17 protein-coding genes are annotated in these 20814 nt (G+C 70.7%); 7 read left to right on the forward strand and 10 right to left on the reverse strand.

The window, feature by feature from the left end; genetic code table 11:
* Positions 1-18: 18 nt before the first annotated feature.
* A complete protein-coding gene (locus tag OG452_RS26980) occupies positions 19-1812 on the reverse strand; it encodes a hypothetical protein (RefSeq protein WP_327298160.1) in 1794 nt (597 codons plus the stop codon).
* Positions 1813-2070: 258 nt separating this feature from the next.
* Here OG452_RS26980 and OG452_RS26985 point away from each other — a divergent pair, with 258 nt between their 5' ends.
* Complete coding sequence (locus OG452_RS26985) at positions 2071-3657, forward strand: Na+/H+ antiporter (RefSeq protein WP_327298161.1); 1587 nt, start codon at positions 2071-2073, stop codon at positions 3655-3657.
* Between the two features lie 78 nt (positions 3658-3735).
* Here OG452_RS26985 and OG452_RS26990 read toward each other — a convergent pair whose 3' ends face one another.
* Positions 3736-4836 (reverse strand): mechanosensitive ion channel family protein, encoded by a 1101-nt coding sequence (locus OG452_RS26990; protein WP_327299796.1) that lies wholly within the window; start codon positions 4834-4836, stop codon positions 3736-3738.
* A 30-nt stretch (positions 4837-4866) separates the two neighbouring features.
* Here OG452_RS26990 and OG452_RS26995 point away from each other — a divergent pair, with 30 nt between their 5' ends.
* Positions 4867-5436 carry a dienelactone hydrolase family protein gene (locus tag OG452_RS26995; protein ID WP_327298162.1) on the forward strand — a complete coding sequence of 190 codons (570 nt, stop codon included), beginning with the start codon at positions 4867-4869 and terminating at the stop codon, positions 5434-5436.
* Between the two features lie 39 nt (positions 5437-5475).
* On the opposite strand, the gene OG452_RS27000 is transcribed toward OG452_RS26995, so the two are convergent.
* Genes OG452_RS27000 through OG452_RS27010 form a run of 3 tightly spaced genes read right to left on the reverse strand, consistent with a single transcriptional unit; the run spans position 5476 to position 8395 of the window.
* Entirely contained in the window at positions 5476-6285 is an 810-nt protein-coding gene (locus OG452_RS27000; protein ID WP_327298163.1) for a thioredoxin domain-containing protein, read from the reverse strand.
* Between the two features lie 47 nt (positions 6286-6332).
* On the reverse strand, positions 6333-7016 hold the full coding sequence (locus OG452_RS27005) for a hypothetical protein (protein WP_327298164.1): 684 nt from the start codon (positions 7014-7016) through the stop codon (positions 6333-6335).
* 53 nt (positions 7017-7069) lie between these two features.
* Positions 7070-8395 carry a DUF2252 domain-containing protein gene (locus tag OG452_RS27010; RefSeq protein ID WP_327299797.1) on the reverse strand — a complete coding sequence of 442 codons (1326 nt, stop codon included), beginning with the start codon at positions 8393-8395 and terminating at the stop codon, positions 7070-7072.
* Positions 8396-8541: 146 nt separating this feature from the next.
* Here OG452_RS27010 and dnaE point away from each other — a divergent pair, with 146 nt between their 5' ends.
* Positions 8542-12078 (forward strand): DNA polymerase III subunit alpha, encoded by a 3537-nt coding sequence (gene dnaE / locus OG452_RS27015; RefSeq protein ID WP_327298165.1) that lies wholly within the window; start codon positions 8542-8544, stop codon positions 12076-12078.
* A gap of 71 nt (positions 12079-12149) precedes the next feature.
* On the opposite strand, the gene OG452_RS27020 is transcribed toward dnaE, so the two are convergent.
* Positions 12150-12335, reverse strand: coding sequence for a hypothetical protein (locus tag OG452_RS27020; protein ID WP_327298166.1), 186 nt, complete (start codon positions 12333-12335; stop codon positions 12150-12152).
* A 238-nt stretch (positions 12336-12573) separates the two neighbouring features.
* On the opposite strand from OG452_RS27020, the gene OG452_RS27025 reads away from it, so the two are divergent.
* The 4 genes from OG452_RS27025 (at position 12574) to OG452_RS27040 (ending at position 16510) form a co-directional block, all read left to right on the forward strand.
* Positions 12574-13836 carry an NYN domain-containing protein gene (locus OG452_RS27025; RefSeq protein WP_327298167.1) on the forward strand — a complete coding sequence of 421 codons (1263 nt, stop codon included), beginning with the start codon at positions 12574-12576 and terminating at the stop codon, positions 13834-13836.
* Between the two features lie 100 nt (positions 13837-13936).
* Entirely contained in the window at positions 13937-14908 is a 972-nt protein-coding gene (locus OG452_RS27030) for an ABC transporter ATP-binding protein (protein WP_327299798.1), read from the forward strand.
* Positions 14905-15786, forward strand: coding sequence for an ABC transporter permease (locus tag OG452_RS27035; protein WP_405560513.1), 882 nt, complete (start codon positions 14905-14907; stop codon positions 15784-15786). The genes OG452_RS27030 and OG452_RS27035 overlap by 4 nt, the downstream gene beginning before the upstream one ends.
* Positions 15787-15820: 34 nt before the next feature.
* Positions 15821-16510 (forward strand): hypothetical protein, encoded by a 690-nt coding sequence (locus OG452_RS27040; RefSeq protein WP_327298168.1) that lies wholly within the window; start codon positions 15821-15823, stop codon positions 16508-16510.
* Between the two features lie 32 nt (positions 16511-16542).
* On the opposite strand, the gene ybaK is transcribed toward OG452_RS27040, so the two are convergent.
* The 4 genes from ybaK to OG452_RS27060 form a co-directional block, all read right to left on the reverse strand.
* Positions 16543-17076, reverse strand: a complete 534-nt coding sequence (gene ybaK / locus OG452_RS27045) for a Cys-tRNA(Pro) deacylase (RefSeq protein ID WP_327298169.1) — start codon at positions 17074-17076, stop codon at positions 16543-16545.
* Between the two features lie 16 nt (positions 17077-17092).
* On the reverse strand, positions 17093-17836 hold the full coding sequence (locus OG452_RS27050; RefSeq protein ID WP_327298170.1) for an LON peptidase substrate-binding domain-containing protein: 744 nt from the start codon (positions 17834-17836) through the stop codon (positions 17093-17095).
* A gap of 5 nt (positions 17837-17841) precedes the next feature.
* Entirely contained in the window at positions 17842-18864 is a 1023-nt protein-coding gene (locus tag OG452_RS27055) for a hypothetical protein (protein WP_405565300.1), read from the reverse strand.
* A gap of 291 nt (positions 18865-19155) precedes the next feature.
* A complete protein-coding gene (locus OG452_RS27060) occupies positions 19156-20748 on the reverse strand; it encodes an oxidoreductase (RefSeq protein WP_327298172.1) in 1593 nt (530 codons plus the stop codon).
* Positions 20749-20814 lie beyond the last annotated feature (66 nt).

Here is a 20814-nt window from a genome sequence, read left to right on the forward strand (position 1 = left end):
TGAGCGGGTCCCGGTGCCTCATGAGGCGAGCAGCTTCCGGCAGGCGTCGACGGACGGGCCCATGCCGTGGTCGGGGTCGGCGCCGTACACCCCGTTCGCGTCCTTCTGGCCGAAGCCCAGCGGCTGGTAGAGCGTGGCGCAGGACGGCTCGCGGTCGGCGAGTCGCTGCCAGGAGGCCCAGGCGCTGTCGTATGCCCGCAGATGGGCGGCCATCAGCCGGCTCCGCTCGCCCGCGTAGGCCCGCAGCATCACCTGCCAGCCGTGGTGGATGACCGAGTAGAGATGCAGGCCGTAACCGGCCGAGACGCGCAGGAACTCGCGGTCGGCTCGGTCGCGCAGCGGCAGCCGGCCGGAGAGCGCGCTGATCTCCTGCCAGATCCGGGCCGCCTGCGCCTTCTCCGCCAGGATCCGCTCGACGCTGCCCGCGGCGGTGATCGCCCGGTAGTCGTCGGTGAGGTCTTTGTCGGAGCCGCCGAGGAACTGGTCGCGGGTCCAGGTCAGCCGCTTGACCTTGGCGAGCGCGCTGTAGTGGCCGCGCAGGGTGCCGGCGGCGGAGAGCAGCGCCAGCCGGTGGAAGCTGTCGACGGCGCTGCCGGAGAGCCCGGCGCGGTGGGCGTACGCGCGGAAAGCGCCCGCCTCGCCGAGCCCGGTGTCACGGGTCCAGCGGGCCATCACCCACATGTTCAGGTCGCACCAGAGCTCGTTGGTGATGTACGGGCCGCGCCAGCCGCCGCCGCGCGACCAGGTCCACACCCCGGCGAACACCGGGCTGGCGGCGAGATCCGCGAGACCCTGTGGGCCGGGCAGCCCGTCATACTCCTCGAAGCCGTTGATGACGCCGTCACCGATGTAGTCCGGGCAGGCGCCCTTCGCCTCGTACTCGCGGGCGCACTCCACTTCGGCGATCTGGCGGTGGTTCCCGATGCCGAGCGTCGGGTTGAAGGCGACGGTCCGCCAGAAGTCGACCGCCGTGTGCTTCACCGAGAACAGCAGGTTCCGGTGCGGCTCGATCGCGTCCGTGACGGTGCGGTAGAACGCCGGGTCGTTGGTGAGAGGGTCCCCGCCGGTGGACCAGGTGCGGTAGAACAGCCGCTTCCCCGCGCGGACGCACACCTCATCGCGGAGCAGACCGAGCAGCAGGTGGTGGCTGTCCTTCCCTTCTGTGATCGGGTTGTTGCCCGTGTGGTACGGCACGTTCTGCAGATAGGTCTCACCGGTCCTGATGACCAGACCGTCGATGCCGGGGAAGCGGGCGAAGACCTCACGGAGCATCAGGCGGTGGATCTCCAGGGTGCGCGGGCGGTGCAGGCTGATCCGGCCCTGGTCGTCCAGGATCTCGTCCCCGTACAGCTCGACCAGCCGTTTCGGCAGCACGATGATGTCGGTGAAGAAGTACGAGTCGATGCCCGCGGCGTGCGAGCGCCGTATGTGCTCGTCGATGCCCCTGGCGTTCTCCTCGACCCAGGCACGTGCCGCGGACCCCGCCGGAAAGATCCGATCGTCGACGGTGCCGAAGGTGACTCCGGTGTGCGGCGGGCGGAACTCGTTGATGACCTGGCCGTCATATCCGTACGAGGCAAGGGTGCGCGGGTCGTTGTAGCGGGACTCGGTCATCGGCTCGCCCGGGTTCGCCTGGACCATGTCCATGAGGAAGGGCAGCCGCCTGCCCGGGGAGTGGCCTGTCGGCCGGGCCGGTGCGGTGGAGGCGTACGCATGCGGGGCGGCGCCGAGGGTGAGCAGCGCGCCCGCACCTGTCGCCGCCGCGGCCCCCAGGACTGCTCTCCTGGACGGCGGTCGATGCGCGGAGGGCATATGAGCTCCAGTCAGGTATGTGTCGAGTGTTCTCGTCCCTGAATCCATGCACTCTGCATAGTGCCCGTGCCTCCACCGGACGGGAAGACCTCGGGCACCATAGACATCGGATGAAAGGCGGAGCGTGGCGAAGGTGAAGCCGGACCGGCTGGGGCTATTGGGCTGATACGCGCGCATTGCATGGCACGCTTGAGCCACTGACCGTCAAGGTCTCGGCAGCGATGCCGACGGAGATTCCGACGCCCCGGAGGGCACCCCGTGGACCAATTGGCACTGCTGCTCCTGCTGTTGATCGGGGCGGTGGTCTCCGTACCGATCGGTGAGCGGCTCGGGCTGCCCGCCCCGGTCCTGATGACGCTCGGCGGGATCTGCCTCGCCCTGCTGCCCTTCGTGCCGAACGTCAGCATCCCCTCGGACTTCATCCTCCCGCTGGTGCTGCCGCCGCTGCTGTACGCAGCCGTACAGCGCACCTCCTGGCGGCAGTTCACGGCCAACGTCCGGCCGATCCTGCTGCTCGCCGTGGCGCTGGTCTTCGTGACGACGGCCGCGGTGGCCGCCGTCGCGAGCGCGATGGTGCCGGGCCTGCCGATCGCCGCGGCCGTCGCGCTGGGCGCGCTGGTGGCGCCGCCCGACCCGGTGGCGGCGACGGCTGTGGCCGGGTCGCTCGGGCTGCCCCGCCGACTCGTCTCGATCCTGGAGGGCGAAGGGCTGTTCAACGACGTGACGGCGATCGTCCTCTACCACGTGGCGATCGCGGCCGCCGTCACCGGAACGTTCTCCTGGCCGGTCGCGGCGGGCCAGTTGGTGCTCTCCGCCGTGGTGGCCGTGGCGGTGGGCCTCGCGCTCGGCTGGCTCACCAACAAGCTGATGGGGCTGGTGGGCGACACCACCCTGCAGATCGGCCTGACCCTGCTGGTTCCGTTCCTCAGCTATGTGCTGGCCGAGGAGCTGATGGGCTCGGGCGTGCTGGCCGTGCTCATCTCCGCCCTGTTCCTCGCCGAACACACCGCCGACGCCGACGACGTACGGGGACGGCTGGAGGGCAACGCCTTCTGGGAGATCGTCGACACTCTCGTCACCGGGGTGACCTTCGGCCTCATCGGGCTCGAACTGCATGTGGTCTTCGGCACCGCGAACGGGCATCTGGCCCAGATGATCGGCTGGGGCGCGGCAGCCGTGGGAGTGGTTGTCGTGCTGCGCCTGCTGTGGCTGCTGCCCGCGACCTGGCTGGCGAAGAGACTGCACACCCTGCGGGACTACGACGAGGAAATCCCCACCAGCTGGCGCGAGACCATCGTCATGTGGTGGTCCGGGATGCGCGGCGTGGCCTCGGTTGCGCTGGCCCTCGCCATCCCGATGACCAAGGACGACGGCAGCCCCTTCCCGGCGCGCAGCGAGATGATCTTCATCGCCTTCGCCGTGGTCATGGTCACTCTGGTCTTCCAGGGACTGACGCTGCCCTGGCTGGTGAAGAGGCTGGGCGTCCGCGCGGACACCGGAGCCGAGCGCGAACTCGAACGGAGCCTGGCGGTACGGGCGGCGAAGGCGGCAAGACACCGGCTCAAGGAGATCCAGGACGTCGAGGAGCTGCCCGAGGAGGTCATGGAACGGCTGGCCCGCGGTGCGTTCGAGATCGGCGTCAGAATCAGCCCCGATATGGTCGACGAGGAGCGGCACGCCGCGTATCTGAAGCGGGCCGAACGGATCAGAACCACCCAGCGGATCCAGCGGGAGATGATGTCGGCGGCCCGGCACGAAGTGCTCTCCGCCCGCAATGAGCCCGGCGCGGACCCGGAGATCGTGGACCGGGTGCTGCGCCATCTGGACGTGCGCAGCCTGCGGTAGCGCGTATCACTTCCGCGGCCCCGGCCGTCAGTTCGGGCTGTCGGCCACGGTGCTCGGCCCCGGACTCGGCTACGGTCCTCAGCCCCGGCCGGTCCTGGGAGCGGGGTCGTGCTTGAACAGATCCGGCCCCCAGTGGTTCTTCGCGAGCTCGGCCGGTGCGGTCGCGATCTTCGGCAGGGCGTACGGGTGCTCGTCGCGCAGCCAGGCGATCAGCTGCTCCCGTACGGCACACCGCACGGTCCAGATGTCGTCGGAGTCCTTCGCGGTGACCACGGCCCGCACCTGAATCGTGCTCGGGCTGGTGTCCGTGACGGCCAGCGACCAGTTCCGTCCGTCCCACGACGGGATCTCGTGCAGGATCTCCCGCAGCTTCTCGCGCATCTGCGGAACCGGCGTTGAGTGGTCGAGCTCGAAAAAGACGGTGCCGGACATCTGCGCGCCGCCGCGCGACCAGTTCTCGAAGGGCTTACCGGTGAAGTACGAAACCGGCATGGTGATCCGGCGCTCGTCCCAGGTGCGCACCGCGAGGAAGGTCAGCGTGATCTCCTCGACGGTGCCCCACTCGCCGTCCACGACCACCGTGTCCCCGATGCGGACCATGTCGCCGAAGGCGATCTGCAACCCGGCGAACAGGTTGCCCAGAGTGGACTGGGCCGCGACACCTGCGACGATGCCGAGGAGCCCGGCGGAGGCCAGCAGCGAGGTGCCCGCGGTACGCATCGTGGGGAAGGTCAGCAGCATCGCCGACGCGGCCACCGTCCCGACGATCGCCGTCACCACCCGCTGGATGAGCGTGACCTGGGTACGGACCCGGCGGAGCCTGGCCGGGTCGCGGGTGGTCGCCGCGTAGCGGGCGTACGAGGAGTCGACGACCGCCGTGGCGATCCGCAGGGCCAGCCAGGCCGTGAAGCCGATCAGGAGCAGGGTGAGGAGCTGCCCGATCGCGGTGGCGTGGTGCTCCACCGTCTTCAGCCGCACCTGCTGGTAACTGCCGCGCAGCAGCCCGGTGGTCAGCACCGACTGCAGCGGCACCCGGCAGCGCCGCAGCAGGCCCCAGAGCGGGGTCTCGTGATGGCGTGCGTCGGTCCGCTTGAGCGCGCGGTCGACCAGCCAGCCCACCGCGAGCGTCAGCAGCACCGAGCCGCCGATGACGATCAGGGGACGCAGGACGGTCTCCATGCCTCCGGCCGAAGCTGGCACCATGGCCACGTGAACATCATCCTTTTCCATTCGACGTACGGGTTGCGGCCTGCCGTCCACGCGGCAGCCGACCGGCTGCGTGCGGCCGGTCATCAGGTGCGGGTGCCCGATCTGTTCGACGGTAAGACTTTTGGGACCGTCGAGGAAGGCATGGCCTTCAAGGAGGAGCTGGGCTCCGAAGAGCTGCTGAAACGCGCCGTGACGGCCGCCGCTCCGCACTCCGACGAGGGCCTCGTCTACGCCGGGTTCTCGCTCGGCGGCTCCCTCGCGCAGAATCTGGCCATCGCCGACGAGAAGGCCCGTGGCCTGCTGCTTCTGCACGGCACGTCGGACATCGCGGACGACGCGTCGGTGGACGAGCTGCCCGTACAGCTGCATGTCGCCGACCCCGACCCGTTCGAGCCGCACGACTGGCTGAACGCCTGGTATCTGCGGATGCGGCGGATCGGGGCCGATGTGGAGGTGCACCGCTACGCGGGCGCGGGCCACCTCTACACCGACCCCGGGCTGACCGACTACGACGCCGAGGCGGCCGAGCGGACCTGGCGGGTCGCACTCGGCTTCCTCGAAACGCTCTAGCCGCACTGCCGGGACGGGGCCCGGGGCCTCTCGTCCGGATCAGGCCTTGAGGGCCTTGTCCAGCGCGGTGTTGAAGCCGGCGACGCTCATGGGCGCGTTGTCACTGCCCGGTGTGGTCAGCTTCTTGCCGTCCATCTTCAGAGTGGGCGTGCCCTGGACCCCGCTCTTGTCGAACTTCGCGGACATCTTCATCGCCCACGCGTCATAGGTGCCGTCGTTGACGGCCTTCTGGAAGGCCTTGTTGTCCTTCAGCTCGGGCACGGTCTGCGCGATCTTGATGAGATACGAGTCGTCCTTGAACGTGTCCGTGGTCTCGTCGGGGTGCCACTTCGCCGAGTACATCGCGGTCTTGTAGTGCTCGAAGGCGGTGGGGCTCACGTTGAGCGCGGCGCCCAGAGCGCTCAGACCGTTCTTCGAGCCCTCGCCGCCGTTGTTGTCGATGAACGTGGCCCCGATGTACTGGACCTTGAACTTGCCCGCGTCGAGGTCCTTCTGGACGGTCGCCCCGACCGTCTGGTCGAACGTCGCGCAGATCGGGCAGCGCGGGTCCTCGTACATCTGCAGCGTCTTCTTGGCGGACGCCTTGCCGACGACGACCGTGGTGCCGTCCGTGCCCGATGTGTTCTTCGGCGCGACGACCTTGGCGCTCTTCGCCGCCTCCCAGCCGGAGGGCTTGTTCAGCTGCATGACTCCGTAACCGACGCCCGCGGCTATCGCGAGGACGACGACGATGGACCCGGCGACCACGATCTGCCGGCGGGTCTTGTCCCTCTTCGCCTGGCGCTCGCGCTCGGCGCGCAGCCGCTCGCGGGCCGCTGCCTTGTTGGTGTGGTTGTTGCGTGCACTCATGGTGGATTCTCCGTGGGACGTGGTGGGGGCAGAACGGAACTGCGTACTCAGCTCAGGACAGCAGCCGGGTACGGAGGTCCGCGCAGTCCCACGGAGTGCACGAGGAGCAGGGTGCGCGAGGTGCGCGGACGGTGCGCGGGGAGGGCCCCGTTCCGTACGGAGGCGCAGACCGCTCCCACGACGGCCACCGCGACGAGCAGCGGCCGGAAGGCGAGGGCGCCGACCGAACGGGCCACCGACGCCAGCGCGCTCTCGCCGCGCCGCAGCCAGAGCGCGGCCAGCAGCCCGACGGCGACATGCGCGCCGAGCAGCAGCCAGGGCAGCGCCGGGGCCGGTGAGTCGAGCAGTGCCACCGCGTCCTTGCCGGGACCGGTCACGGAGGCCAGCGGGGTGCCGACCTGGCCGCCGCAGAGCACGTCCACCCCGACCGAGCGCAGGGCCCCGGCGACGGGGCCGCCCGACGGGCCGTAACAGACATGCTGGCCGGTGGTGAAGACGGTGTCGGCGGCGAGTTCGAGCGGAATGAGCACACCTGCTATCGCCCCGAAACCCCGCTCGCGGCCCGCCAGCGCGAAGGCCACGGCGAAGACGGCGGCGGCGAGCGCCGCTACGGTGACCGGCGGCAGCGGGACCTGCGAGAGGAGCACATGGGACGCAGAGGAGAGGGTCACGACCAGCGCTGTGAAAAGCGCCGCGCGAACCGCTCTGAGCTGCGTCCCTGATATGTCCATCGGCCCCGAGTGTGCCATGGGTGCAGGTAAGAGACCCTTAAAGGTTCCTGAGTCTAGAGACCGGGGATCCGCCCATTGCGGAACAATTCCACGAATATGGCGTGGTCATGCCGGGTCTGCGCCCCATACGTATGCGCGAAGTCCACCAGCATCTTGGCGAAGCCGTCCTCGTCGGCCGCGATGGCCGCGTCGATGGCGCGCTCCGTCGAGAACGGCACCAGCGAGTGGCCGCTCTCGTCGTCCGCCGCCGCGTGCATGGTGGCCGTGGCCCGCCCGAGGTCGGCGACGACCGCCGCGATCTCCTCGGGGTCGTCCAGGTCCGACCAGTCGAGATCCACCGCGTACGGCGAGACCTCCGCCACCAGCTGCCCCGCCCCGTCCAGCTCGGTCCAGCCGAGCCACGGGTCGGCGTGCGCCTGCAGGGCGCGCTGCGAGATCACCGTGCGATGTCCCTCGTGCCGGAAGTACCCGCGGACCGCCGGGTCCGTGATGTGCCGGGAGACCGCCGGGGTCTGCCCCTGCTTCATGTAGATGATCACGTCGTTCTCCAGGGCGTCGCTGTGGCCCTCCAGGAGAATGTTGTACGAGGGCAGCCCGGCCGAGCCGATCCCGATGCCCCTGCGGCCCACGACGTCCTTCACCCGGTACGACTCGGGCCGCCCCAGGCTCTCCTCGGGCAGCGTCTCCAGATAGCCGTCGAAGGCGGCCAGGATCTTGTACCGCGTCGCGGCGTCGAGCTCGACCGCGCTGCTGTCGGCGGTGAAGCGGCGTTCGTGGTCGCGGATCTCCGTCATGGAGCCGAGGAGCGCGAATCGGGTGCGCGACCTGGCCGCGCGCAGCGCGCCGAGGAGCGGCCCCTCCGCGGTGTCCAGCGTGAACGGAGGTACGTCGTCGTCCTGGGCGCCGGACGCCAGGACCCGGATGCGCTCACGGTAGGCGGCGGCATAGGTCTCCACGAGACCGGTGATCTGGTCGTCGCTGAGCGCCTTGGCGTGCCCGAGCAGTGCCAGCGAGGCCGCGAAGCGCTGGACGTCCCAGGTGAAGGGGCCCACATAGGCCTCGTCGAAGTCGTTCACATTGAAGATCAGTCGGCCGTTGGCGTCCAGATAGGTGCCGAAGTTCTCCGCGTGCAGATCGCCGTGCACCCAGACCCGGCCGGTCCGCTCGTCCAGATACGGTCCGCCCTCCGCGCTCTCGCCCAGGTCCTGGTAGAAGAGGCAGGCCGCGCCCCGGTAGAAGGCGAACGCCGAGGCAGCCATCTTCCGGAATTTGACCCGGAAGGCAGCCGGATCGGCGGCCAGGAGCTCGCCGAACGCGGCGCCGAAAACGGCGAGAATCTGCTCGCCGCGTTCCTCGGAGCTGGACTGCGGGACCGACATCGCGGGTGCCTCCAGGTGCATCACATAAGGGACAGCTGTTCCAACGGGCTCAACGCACGGAGCCACCCGGGAGTGCCCCGCGGCTGTCGGTGGGCCGACGTAGACTTCCACGCTGTTCCCCCACTCGTCCCGCAGGAGGCATCCCCGTGACCAAGCCGCCTTTCACGCACCTTCACGTCCACACGCAGTACTCCATGCTGGACGGTGCCGCGCGGCTCAAGGACATGTTCGAGGCCTGCAACGAGATGGGCATGTCGCACATCGCCATGTCCGACCACGGCAACCTCCACGGGGCGTACGACTTCTTCCATTCGGCGAAGAAGGCGGGCGTGACACCGATCATCGGCATCGAGGCGTACGTCGCCCCGGAGTCCCGGCGGAACAAGCGCAAGGTCAAGTGGGGCCAGCCGCATCAGAAGCGGGACGACGTGTCCGGTTCGGGTGGTTACACGCACAAGACGATCTGGGCGGCGAACAGCACGGGCCTGCACAACCTCTTCAAGCTGTCGTCCGACGCGTACGCAGAGGGCTGGCTGCAGAAGTGGCCGCGTATGGACAAGGAGACGATCTCCCAGTGGTCCGATGGCCTGATCGCCTCCACCGGCTGCCCGTCCGGCGAGGTGCAGACCCGGCTGCGGCTCGGGCAGTTCGACGAGGCGATGCAGGCGGCGTCCGACTACAAGGACATCTTCGGTGAGGGCCGGTACTTCCTGGAGCTGATGGACCACGGCATCGAGATCGAACGCCGGGTCCGCGACGGCCTGGTGGAGATCGGACAGAAGCTCGGCATCCCGCCGCTGGTGACGAACGACTCGCACTACACCTACGCGCACGAGGCGAGCGCGCACGACGCCCTGCTCTGCATCCAGACCGGAAAGAACCTCTCGGACCCGGACCGCTTCCGCTTCGACGGGACCGGCTACTACCTCAAGACGACCGAGGAGATGTACGCCATCGACTCCTCGGACGCCTGGCAGCAGGGGTGCGCCAACACCCTCCTGGTCGCCGAGCAGATCGACACCTCCGGCATGTTCGAGAAGCGTGACCTGATGCCGAAGTTCGACATCCCGGACGGCTACACCGAGATCACCTGGTTCCAGGAAGAGGTCCGGGCCGGCATGGAGCGCCGGTATCCGGGAGGTGTCCCCGAAGACCGCCAGAGGCAGGCGGCGTACGAGATGGACATCATCATCCAGATGGGGTTCCCGGGGTACTTCCTCGTCGTGGCCGACTTCATCATGTGGGCCAAGAACAACGGCATCGCGGTCGGTCCCGGGCGTGGCTCGGCGGCCGGCTCGATCGTCTCGTACGCCATGGGCATCACCGACCTCGACCCGATCACGCACGGGCTGATCTTCGAGCGGTTCCTCAACCCCGAGCGCGTCTCGATGCCCGATGTCGACATCGACTTCGACGAGCGCAGGCGGGTCGAAGTGATCCGGTACGTGACCGAGAAGTACGGCGCCGACAAGGTCGCCATGATCGGCACGTACGGAAAGATCAAGGCCAAGAACGCGATCAAGGACTCCGCGCGCGTGCTGGGTTACCCGTACGCGATGGGCGACCGCCTCACCAAGGCGATGCCCGCCGACGTCCTCGGCAAGGGGATCGACCTCAGCGGCATCACCGACCCCAAGCACCCCCGTTACAGCGAGGCGGGCGAGATCCGGGGGATGTACGAGAACGAACCGGACGTGAAGAAGGTCATCGACACCGCCAAGGGCGTCGAGGGCCTGGTCCGGCAGATGGGTGTGCACGCGGCCGGCGTGATCATGTCCAGCGAACCCATCGTCGACCACGCCCCGGTCTGGGTCAGGCACACGGACAACGTCACCATCACGCAGTGGGACTACCCGCAGTGCGAGTCGCTCGGCCTGCTGAAGATGGACTTCCTGGGCCTGCGCAACCTGACGATCATGGACGACGCCGTCAAGATGGTGAAGGCCAACAAGGGCATCGACCTGGAGATGCTGGCCCTCCCGCTGGACGACCCCAAGACCTTCGAACTGCTCTGCCGTGGTGACACCCTCGGGGTGTTCCAGTTCGACGGCGGCCCGATGCGCTCCCTGCTGCGCCAGATGCAGCCCGACAACTTCGAGGACATTTCCGCCGTCTCGGCCCTGTACCGGCCGGGCCCGATGGGCATGAACTCGCACATCAACTACGCGGAGCGCAAGAACAACCGCCAGGAGATCACCCCGATCCACCCGGAGCTGGAGGAGCCGCTCCAGGAGGTACTCGGCCTCACCTACGGCCTGATCGTCTACCAGGAGCAGGTTCAGAAGGCCGCCCAGATCGTCGCCGGCTACTCGCTCGGCGAGGCCGACATCCTGCGCCGTGTGATGGGCAAGAAGAAGGCCGACGAACTGGCCAAGAACTTCGTGCTCTTCGAGGCTGGAGCCAAGAAGCAGGGCTTCTCGGACGCGGCGATCAAAGCGCTCTGGGACGTCCTGGTGCCGTTCGCCGGATACGCGTTCAACAAGGCGCACTCCTCCGCGTACGGCCTGGTCACCTACTGGACCGCGTACCTCAAGGCCAACTACCCGGCCGAGTACATGGCGGCGCTGCTCACCTCGGTGCGCGACGACAAGGACAAGTCGGCGATCTACCTCAACGAGTGCCGCCGCATGGGCATCAAGGTGCTGCCGCCCAATGTGAACGAGTCCGAGTCCAACTTCGCCGCGCAGGGCGACGACGTGATCCTCTTCGGCCTCTCCGCGGTCCGCAACGTCGGTACCAACGTGGTGGAGTCGATCATCCGCTCCCGCAAGGCCAAGGGGAAGTACAGCTCCTTCCCCGACTACCTCGACAAGGTCGAGGCCGTGGCCTGCAACAAGCGCACCACCGAATCGCTCATCAAGGCGGGCGCCTTCGACGAGATGGGACACACCCGCAAGGGCCTCACCGCGCACTTCGAGCCGATGATCGACAACGTGGTCGCGGTCAAGCGCAAGGAGGCGGAGGGGCAGTTCGACCTCTTCGGCGGCGGCGAGGAGGACAGCTCCGAGCCGGGCTTCGGGCTCGACGTGGAGTTCTCCGACATCGAGTGGGAGAAGTCGTATCTGCTCGCGCAGGAGCGGGAGATGCTCGGTCTCTACGTCTCCGACCACCCGCTCTTCGGCCTGGAGCACGTGCTCTCGGACAAGAGCGACGCCGCCATCGCCGCGCTGACCGGAGGGGAGCACTCGGACGGCGCGGTGGTCACCATCGGCGGCATCATCTCCGGCCTCCAGCGCAAGATGACCAAACAGGGCAACGCCTGGGCCATCGCGACGGTCGAGGACCTCGCGGGCACCATCGAGTGCATGTTCTTCCCGGCCACCTACCAGCTGGTGTCGACCCAGCTGGTCGAGGACACCGTGGTGTTCGTCAAGGGCCGTCTCGACAAGCGCGAGGACATCCCGCGGCTGGTCGCCATGGAGATGCAGGTCCCGGACCTGTCGTCCGCCGGGACCAACGCCCCGGTGACGATCACGATCCCCACCGTGAAGGTCACCCCGCCGATGGTCAGCAGGCTCGGCGAGATCCTCTCCCACCACCGGGGCAACTCAGAGGTGCGGATCAAGCTCCAGGGCTCCCGCAAGACCACGGTGCTCAGGCTCGACCGGCACCGGGTGCAGCCCGACCCGGCGCTCTTCGGCGATCTGAAGGTGCTGCTTGGCCCGTCCTGCCTGGCGGGCTGACCGGCCCCCTGGGGACCGCTTGAGGGGCGCGCCGTGCACGGCGCGCCCCTCGAACATCATTACGGCGAAGATCAGTTGTGGCCGAAGCGCTTCTGGTGCTTACGTGCGACATCTGACGGGCTGCCCTGCGGCATCGACTGCTGGGACTCACTCTGCGACTCGAACGAGCTGGACCGGGCGTCCTGGCCGCCGCGTTCGGCGGCGGACGAACGGTCCTGCTGACTGTCGTGCTTATGACGGTTCTTGTGCTTGGCCATGGTGATGCCTCCTTGAGGGGGACTAGGGGCCAGGGCCGCGACCAGATTCACATATCGCACAGACTGCCGCATTTTGGATCATTACCGTGCGTAATGAGGGCTTGTCCCGCGTCACTTCGGACCAACTTCGCGCTGCGCCACGCCGATGATCGAGTTCCGGCCGTTAACCCTCGTGCGGTCGGGCAGACTCGAAGGAAACCCGAAGCACTTCTCCTTCTCCCGAGGTACCCGAAAGAGGGTGGATCGCGTGGACCGCTGCGTCGTCCTGGTGGACGCCGGATACCTGCTGGGAGCCGCCGCGAGTCTCCTCGCAGGAGAACCTGCCCGCTCCCGCATCACTGTCGACCACGCGGCGCTCATCCAGGGCCTGCGCGAGCGCGCCGAGGACGACACGGAGCAGCCGCTGCTGCGGATCTACTGGTTCGACGGCGCCCCCGACCGGGTACCGCAGCCCGAACACCGCAGGCTGCGGGTGATGCCGCGGGTGACCGTCCGGCTGGGCGCACTGACCAGGAGCGACGGCCGCTGGGCGCAGAAGGGCGTCGACGCCGCGATGCACGCGGAGCTGACCGAACTGGCCAGAAATCGCGCCTGTTCGGACATCGTGCTGGTCACCGGCGACGGAGATCTGCTGCCCGGCCTGATGTCCGCGAAGGAGCACGGCGTGGCCGTGCACCTGTGGGCGGTGCAGGCGGGCGACGGGGACTACAACCAGTCCGAGGACCTGGTAGCCGAGGCGGACGAGCGCCGGGTGCTGGACCGGGCCTGGATCACCAAAGCCGTACGGGCCAAGGAGACCGGCGGGGTCTGCACGCCGGCCTCCGCGTCCCGCCCGGAGATCGCCGCGATCCTCTCCGCTCCGCTCCCGGAGTCGGCGCTCGCCGCGTCGGCCGAGCGGGCGGCGCAGGCCGCGGCCGTGCACAACGTATCGACGGCGGGACCCGCCACCGAGCAGCCGACCGATGAGGAGCGCGCACACGCGGCGGCGGCCAGAGGAGGTGTCCCCACCCCCAAGGACCTCGCCGGCCTGCGCGGCCCCGGAGCGCCGCCCGCCCAGCAGCCGGCGAACGCGACGCTGCGCTGGTCGTCCGAGCGCGGCTGGATCGAGCGCCCCGGCGGCCAGGCCGGTGAACCAGCGGAGACCGCTTCGCTGCCGACGCTCGCCCAGGTCACCACCGCGGAGCAGCGGTGGGCGGACCGCGAGGAGGACATCACCACGGTCGGCGGCGACCCCTTCGAGGTGGGGCAGGTCTTCGCCAGGCGGTGGATGGAGCGGCTGCCGGACCCCGGCCATGTGCAGAAGCTGTCGGGCATGTACCCGCGGATCCCGCACCGGATCGACGGTGAGCTGCTGCGGTACGCGGCCCGGTTCGGGCTGCTCGCCCACAAGGACGACCAGATCGACGAGCACGACCGGTACGCGATCAGGGCCGGGTTCTGGCGGGAGATCGACGTACGGGCCGCGGAGCCCGCGCCCGCGGGGGAGCAGACCGGGCGCTGAGGCGGGCCGACCGGCCTCTGCCGGAAGCGGGCGCATCCGGCCCCGGCGCCCTTCCGGGCCGTCCAACCCCGTAGGCTCGTCCCTCGTGAGTACGGGCAATGTGTGCGTGGTGCGCGAGCTGGTGAAGACGTACCCGGCCGCGCGCGGTAGACGGGGGGCTCCCGCCACGCCCGAGGTGCGGGCCACCGACGGGATCTCCCTGACCGTGCGCCGCGGCGAGATCTTCGGACTGCTCGGCCCCAACGGCGCGGGCAAGTCCACCCTCGTACGCCAGCTCACCGGGCTGATGCGGCCCGACTCCGGGCGGGTCGAGGTGCTCGGACACGATCTCGTACGCCACCCCGAACGCGCCGCCCGGCTGCTCGGCTATCTGGGCCAGGAGTCCACCGCACTCGACGAACTGACCGTCGCCCTCGCGGCGGAGACCACCGGCCGGCTGCGCGGGCTCTCCGTGCCGGACGCGCGCCGGGAGCGGGACGCCGTGCTGGAGGAGCTGGGAATCACCGAACTCGCCGGGCGGCCGCTCAAAAAGCTGTCCGGCGGCCAGCGGCGGCTCGCCTGTTTCGCCGCGACGCTCGTCGGCGAGCGCTCGCTGCTCGTCCTGGACGAGCCCACCACCGGGATGGACCCCGTCGCGCGGCGCGCCGTGTGGGCCGCGGTCGACCGGCGGCGGGCCGAGCGCGGCGCGACCGTCCTGCTGGTCACCCACAACGTCATCGAGGCCGAGACCGTGCTGGACCGGGTCGCCGTCATCGAACGCGGCCGGGTGATCGCCTGCGACACCCCGGCCGGGCTGAAGGCCCAGGTCGCGGGCGAGGTCCGGGTCGAGCTCGTCTGGCGGGAGCGGGCGCCGCTCGACATCCCGGAGGTCGCCGCGCTGCGCGAGTCCGCGCAGGAGTCCGGGCGCCGCTGGGTGCTGCGGCTGGCGCCCGACGAGGCACGGGCCGCCGTCGCCACGGTGACCGGCGGACCCGCCTTCGCCGCACTCGACGACTTCACGCTGTCCACACCGAGCCTGGAGGACGTGTACATGGCGCTGGGCGGCCGTACCCTCGGGCTGGTGAAGGCGTGACGGCAGTGGTCTCCGCGCAGTCGCAGCCGAACCCGGAGACCCCGCCGCACGGCGAGTCCCGCACCCCTGACGACTCGGGCGCCCGGGGCGGCCCGGCCGGGGCCGCCGACGCGGTCACCGAGGCCGAGCCGCTCGCGCCGCGCGCCCGGCTGCTGCCCGCGCTGGCCGCGGTCTACCGGGCCCAGCTGTCGCGGGCCCGGGTGGCCCGCATCCCGCTGCTCTTCGTGGCGACGTTCCAGTCCGTCGGGATCATGATCCTGATGCGCGGGGTCGTCGACGGCGGCGACGAGGCCCGCGCCGTGGTGGCGGGCTCGGCCGTCCTGGTCGTGGCGTTCGTCGCGCTCAACCTGCTCGCGCAGTACTTCGGGCAGCTGCGGGCCGGCGGCGGGCTCGACCACTACGCCACCCTGCCGGTGCCGCCCGCCTCCGTGGTGCTCGGGACCGCCGGCGCGTACGCCTCCTTCACGGTGCCCGGCACGGTCGTCACCGCGGTCGCCGGGTCCGTGCTCTTCCAGCTGCCGCTGGCGCATCTGTGGGTGCTCGCCGCCGTCGTCCCGCTCGCGGGAGCGGCGCTCGCCGGGCTCGGCGCCGCACTCGGGCTGCTCGCGCCGCGCCAGGAACTCGCCACTCTGCTCGGCCAGCTCGGGATGTCCGCCGCGCTGCTGCTGGGCGTGCTCCCGGCCGGCCGGCTGCCGGAGCCGATCGCGTACGCCCGCGATCTGCTGCCCTCCACCTACGGGGTCGAGGCGCTGGCCCGTACCTTCGGCGGCCACCCGGACTGGCCGATGGTCGGTGCCGACCTCGCTGTGTGCGCGGCGGTCGGGGTCGTCTCGCTGGCCGTGGCCACCTGGGCCTACCGGCGGGCGGCGGTCCGGTGAGGCGGCACCCAGGGCCGCCTGGCACGATGGCAGAGTGACCGCGCCACTGACACCTCCGCACCAGCCGCCGAACGACGACCCGTGGCAGAAGGGTCCTTCGGGAGCCACCCCCTGGCCGGGTCCGGAGCAGGCGGCGGACGACGGCCCCGGACTCCGCGCCGAGCTGGTGCAGGCCGCGGTCGTCGCGGTCGTGCTGACGGTCCTGGGGGTCCTGCTCGGCCTGCTGTGGATGTGGCTCGCGCCGCGCGTTCCGCTGATCTCCGACGGCAAGGCCGTCTACCTCAAGAACTCGGAGGGCGAGCAGGCGATCGGCGGGGACGGCACGTTCGCGCTGCTCGGGCTGGCGTTCGGCGCGGTGAGCGCGGCCGCCGTCTTCCTCTTCCGCAGGCGCGGCGGGGTGCCGCTGGTCCTCGCACTCGCCGTCGGCGGCCTGCTCGGCTCGCTGCTGGCCTGGCGCGTCGGAATCTGGCTGGGCCCGTCGCAGGACGTGGTCGCGGCAGCGAAGCACGCGGGCAAGGGCGTCACCTTCGACGCGCCGCTGAAACTGGCCGCGAAGGGCGCGCTGCTCGCTTGGCCGGTGGCAGCGATGATCATGCACCTGGGGGTGACCGCGGTGTTCGGACCGCGCGACCCCGAGCCGGAGTGGACCCCGCCGTCGCCGCCCGCCACGCTGCCGCCGCTGTCGTACGACGACCCCGCCCCGGAGCCGGGCGAACGGCGCTAGGTGTTCTGTCCGGCCGCCGGGCCGCCCCCCGGTCAGGCCGGCTCCGGATCCAGCCGCGATCCCTGGGCGGCCCGGCCCACCACGGCCAGCAACGCCCCGGTGAGCCCGGCCAGGTCCGCGGGCGACAGCTCCACCTCAAGCCCCCTGCGCCCCGCCGATACGCAGATCGTCCCGTGCGCCGACGCCGAGGCGTCCAGCACCGTACGGAGGCGCTTGCGCTGGCCCAGGGGGGAGATGCCGCCCAGGACATACCCCGTGGTGCGTTCCGCCACGGCCGGGTCCGCCATCGTGGCGCGCTTGCCGCCCACCGCGGCGGCCAGGGCCTTGAGGTCCAGGCTGCCCGCGACCGGGACGACGGCCACGGTCAGTTCGCCGTCCACATCGGCCACCAGCGTCTTGAAGACCCGGTCGGGGGCGACTCCGAGTGCCTCGGCCGCCTCCCCGCCGTAGGAGGCGGCGGCCGGGTCGTGCTCGTACGTGTGCAGCGTGTACGCCGTGCCTGCCGCGGTCAGCGCCGCCGTGGCGGGCGTGCCGCCCGACTGCCTCTTCTTGGGCTTCTTCGCCACGTGCGCGCTCCTCGGGTCAGTTGAGGTGGGTCGGGGCCCGGGTCAGGTCCATGGCGGGCAGCGACGGAAGATGCCGGATCACCGCGGTCTCCGACCGCAGCAGCTTCAGCTCCTCGCGCAGCCGGGTCGCGATGTCCGGCGCTTCGAGCAGCCTCTGCTTGGCGGGTACGTCGAGCACGGTGGCCGCCGCGACCAGGTACGAGACCACCGAGGGCTCGTCCGGGAGCTCGGCCCCGGTGGTGAGCGAGCGTTCGCGCGCACCGGCCAGCCGCTTCTGATAGGCGCGGAAGGCGCGCAGCACACCCTCCGCGAGGGCGCCCGCGTCGTCCCCGGCGTCCTCGGGCAGCTCCTCGACCTCGGCGGTCAGATACGGGCCGCTCGCGTCCAGCGAGTGGATCCGCACCCGCGCCGTGCCGGTGGCGAGCACTTCGAAGCTGCCGTCGTCGCGCTCACGGATCGTCGCGGCGTCGGCGATGCAGCCGATGTGGTGCAGGGCGGTGGCAGGATCGTCGCCGAAACCGGCGGCCGGGCCCGGCTCGGGCAGCGCGGCGCGGCCGGGCAGCCCGGGCAGCGTGGGCGCCACCTCGGAACCGTCGCGGATGGCGACGACGGCGAAGCGCCGTGGCTCGGCCTCGTCGTCCACCTTGAGCAGGTCGCGCATCATGGCGCGATAACGCTCCTCGAAGATGTTCAGAGGCAGCACGAGGCCCGGGAACAGCACCGAGTTCAGCGGGAAGAGAGGGAGGCGCGCGGTGGTCACAGCGGTCAAGCGTAATGGCCGCGGCCGCGGGCGCGCCCCGTACTGTCCCGCCGCGCGCCCCCGGAAGCGGCCAGCAGGCGTGCCGCGCCGCGCAGTTCGAGGAAACGGCCCAGTGGATCGTCACTCAGCCGAGCCCACGGGAACGAGGTCACGTCCGGGCCGATCAGCCGGAACTGCTCGACCGCCTCGGCCCACCTCTCCCGGCTGACCAGCACGTACACCAGCAGATTCCGGACCTCAGCGAGCAGCGCGTCGCCCGGCCCGTAACCGGCGGACAGGGCGATGGCGCGGTCCGCCGCCCCGTCGATCCGCTCCCGGACCGCGGCGGGCCGCCCGCCGCCGGCGAGGTACGCGAACGCCGCCCGAACCGGCAGCGCCCGCACCAGCGATCCGGGCGGTGCGTCGTCGGCGGCCTGCTCCGCGAAGTCGAAGCACTCGCGGTGCGAGCCGTGCCACTGCGCCGACAGGTAGCGCAGGGCGGCCACATGGCAGCCGTAGTGCCACGGGGAGCGGCGCAGCGCCTGCTCCCAGAGGGTTTCGAAGTCGGTGTGCGTGGCGTGCACACCGCGGGCGTGGTCCAGGGCGATGCGCCATGGCACCGGGTCCCGGGGATCGCCGGCGGCCGCCGCGTCGACCAGTGGGCGGATCTCCCGCAGCAGTTCGGCCCGGGCGGGGGAGTCCCAGGCCCTGAGGACCGCGAGGCCGGCCGCGAGGAGCAGCGCGTCCGGGTCGTGCGGCGAGGCCGCGAGCCAGCCGGAGAGCCACTCATCCCTGCTGAGGGCGAAGGCGGCGAGCCGGGTGAGGTAGCGGTCGCGGTCCTCCCACCCGGACGTGGCGCGGGTGGCGGCCAGCAGTCCGGCCGCCGGTCCGTGGTCCCCCTCGGCCGCCGCGACGAGCACGGGCGCCAGCCGGGCGTCGGGGACGTCGAGCAGCACCTCGTCGTCGCGGTGGTCGGCCGCCCCGGCGGCGGGCCGGTGCGGCGGGCGGCGCCCCGTCCCGGTGAGGGAGCGCAGGGAGCGCAGGGGCATGGTGCGGAGGGAGGGCAGAGACGTAATGAGGGACATGGTGCGGACCATTGAAAACCGCAGGTGAGGAGGGCGCCAGGGGCAGGACGTGAAGCTTTCGTATCGGGGCGATGGTTGTACGCGGGGTGGTCAAGGAGCGGTAAAGAGGTAAGGGGGCGGACCGGACTTCCCGGACGCGATCGCGCTCCGGACGCGGGGGGTGGTGGTCGCGGGACTTCCCGGCCGCGGGCCTGTCCGCCAGGGGCTTCCCCGCCCCGGACGGAACGCACCGCCACCGCCACCGCACCCGGCCCGTCAGCTCCGGCGCAGCAGACGCGTGGCGCCCGTCGCCACCGTCGTGGCCAGGATCCAGCCGAGCACGATCAGCGCGGCGGCCGCCCACTGCCAGCCGCCGCACAGCTTCCAGTAGCCGTCCTGGCCGAGGTTGACCACCGGGATCAGCAGGTCCAGCGCGTAGAGCGCCGCGTTCCACTGCGGATGCCCGTCCCGGCTCATCGGCTCCGGGCGGTAGTGCGAGAACGCGACCGTTCCGGCCGCCCACAGCACCGCCATCCAGAGCGCGGCCCGGCCCGGCCGGTAGCCGTACGCCACCGTCCAGTCCTGGAGGTACCCCCACACCTTGGCGGCCAGCGGCAGCGTCTCGCGTCGTCTGCGCTGCTTCGCCAGCAGTACCTCGCGGGCGTCCGCGTCCTCGCCGCTGTTGCGCAGCACCGACGCCAGCCGTTCGTACGGCTCCGGCGCGTACTCCGGAGTCGCCGCCGTCACCCACTCCAGCCGCTGCTCCAGCGGGAAGCTGCCGACCGGGATGAGGTTCTCGTAGCTGAAGCCCCCCATCGCCAGACCGCCGGGGCCGGGCCAGCTGGTCGACATGTCGACCAGGTTGACCACCTTGGCGCCCGACAGCACCACCCGGCCCTGCTCGGGGCGGTCCCCGAGGAAGCGCAGCTCGGGGGTCTGGATGCGGCGCAGCGACAGCTCCTGGTCGCGATGCATACGGAACTTCGCACTCCGCAGGTCGAGGGCGTCCCCGAACCGCCCGTCGTCCAGCCGTATCCCGCCGACGCACTCGAACGGCTGAAGCCTCGTCCCGTACGGCGGGGTCGGTCCGGTGCCGTACGGGGGAGTGGTGCCGCCACCATCCGGTGCCACCCCGGCCGCCGACAGATAGAGCGTGCGCTCCACCGAGAGCTGCGGCGCGTTCAGCGCCCGCCGGCCGTCCGGATTGAGCAGCCGGCTGCCGTTGAAGCTCAGCGAGACCCCGATCCGCGCCGAACGCAGACTCACCTCGCCGTGCGACTCGATCATCTCGGCCTGCAGGTCCTGCGCCACGTACAGCCCGTCGGCCGCGATGGAGCGGCCCTTGCGGTCCGGGTGCACCACCATCATGTTGATCAGCAGATCCGTGCCGATCTGCGCGTCGGTCAGCCGGATACCGCCCGCCACCCGGCAGCGCGGCAGATGCAGGTCGCCCTCGCTGTGCAGCCGGGCCGCCTCGAGACGCGGCATCGCACAGCCGACCATCCGGACCGTGGTGACCCGGCACTCCGGCAGCAGCACCTCATCCTCGAACCGGCAGCCGGTCAGCTCCACGTACGGCGTGACCGTGCCGCCCGCGAGATCCAGCGCACCGGTGATCTGCACCCCGGTCAGCTTGAGCGAGGAGACCCGGCCCGCCAGCGCCGGCGGCCCGCTGAGCAGCAGCAGGGCCACCACGCGCGCACGGACCGTGCGCTCGGGGCCCCAGGTGCGGGCCGAGAGCGGATTGTCCATGACGGGGTTGCGGGTGCGCAGATCGTACGTACTGCCGTTGCGGAAGGCCTCCCACATGCCCAGCTCGGCGCCGGTCAGCCAGTCGGGCGCATGCTCGTCGTGCTGCGCCTCTGTCACTGCCGCCCCTCCCTGCCCACGAGTGATGGAGTGAACGCTAGCGGTCACCGCCAGGGGGCCAGTTGT

Origin of the sequence: Streptomyces sp. NBC_01197 (assembly GCF_036010505.1) — a bacterium.
In the GTDB taxonomy this organism is placed as follows: Bacteria; Actinomycetota; Actinomycetes; order Streptomycetales; family Streptomycetaceae; genus Streptomyces.

What these genes read in the sequence shown, in the direction of transcription:
- OG452_RS26980 (WP_327298160.1), bottom strand. Translation starts at nt 1,812, where the DNA reads ATGCCCTCCGCGCATCGACCGCCGTCCAGGAGAGCAGTCCTGGGGGCC.
- OG452_RS26990 (WP_327299796.1), bottom strand. Translation starts at nt 4,836, where the DNA reads ATGGAGACCGTCCTGCGTCCCCTGATCGTCATCGGCGGCTCGGTGCTG.
- OG452_RS27000 (WP_327298163.1), bottom strand. Translation starts at nt 6,285, where the DNA reads ATGAGTGCACGCAACAACCACACCAACAAGGCAGCGGCCCGCGAGCGG.
- OG452_RS27005 (WP_327298164.1), bottom strand. Translation starts at nt 7,016, where the DNA reads ATGGACATATCAGGGACGCAGCTCAGAGCGGTTCGCGCGGCGCTTTTC.
- OG452_RS27010 (WP_327299797.1), bottom strand. Translation starts at nt 8,395, where the DNA reads ATGTCGGTCCCGCAGTCCAGCTCCGAGGAACGCGGCGAGCAGATTCTC.
- OG452_RS27020 (WP_327298166.1), bottom strand. Translation starts at nt 12,335, where the DNA reads ATGGCCAAGCACAAGAACCGTCATAAGCACGACAGTCAGCAGGACCGT.
- OG452_RS27055 (WP_405565300.1), bottom strand. Translation starts at nt 18,864, where the DNA reads ATGCCCCTGCGCTCCCTGCGCTCCCTCACCGGGACGGGGCGCCGCCCG.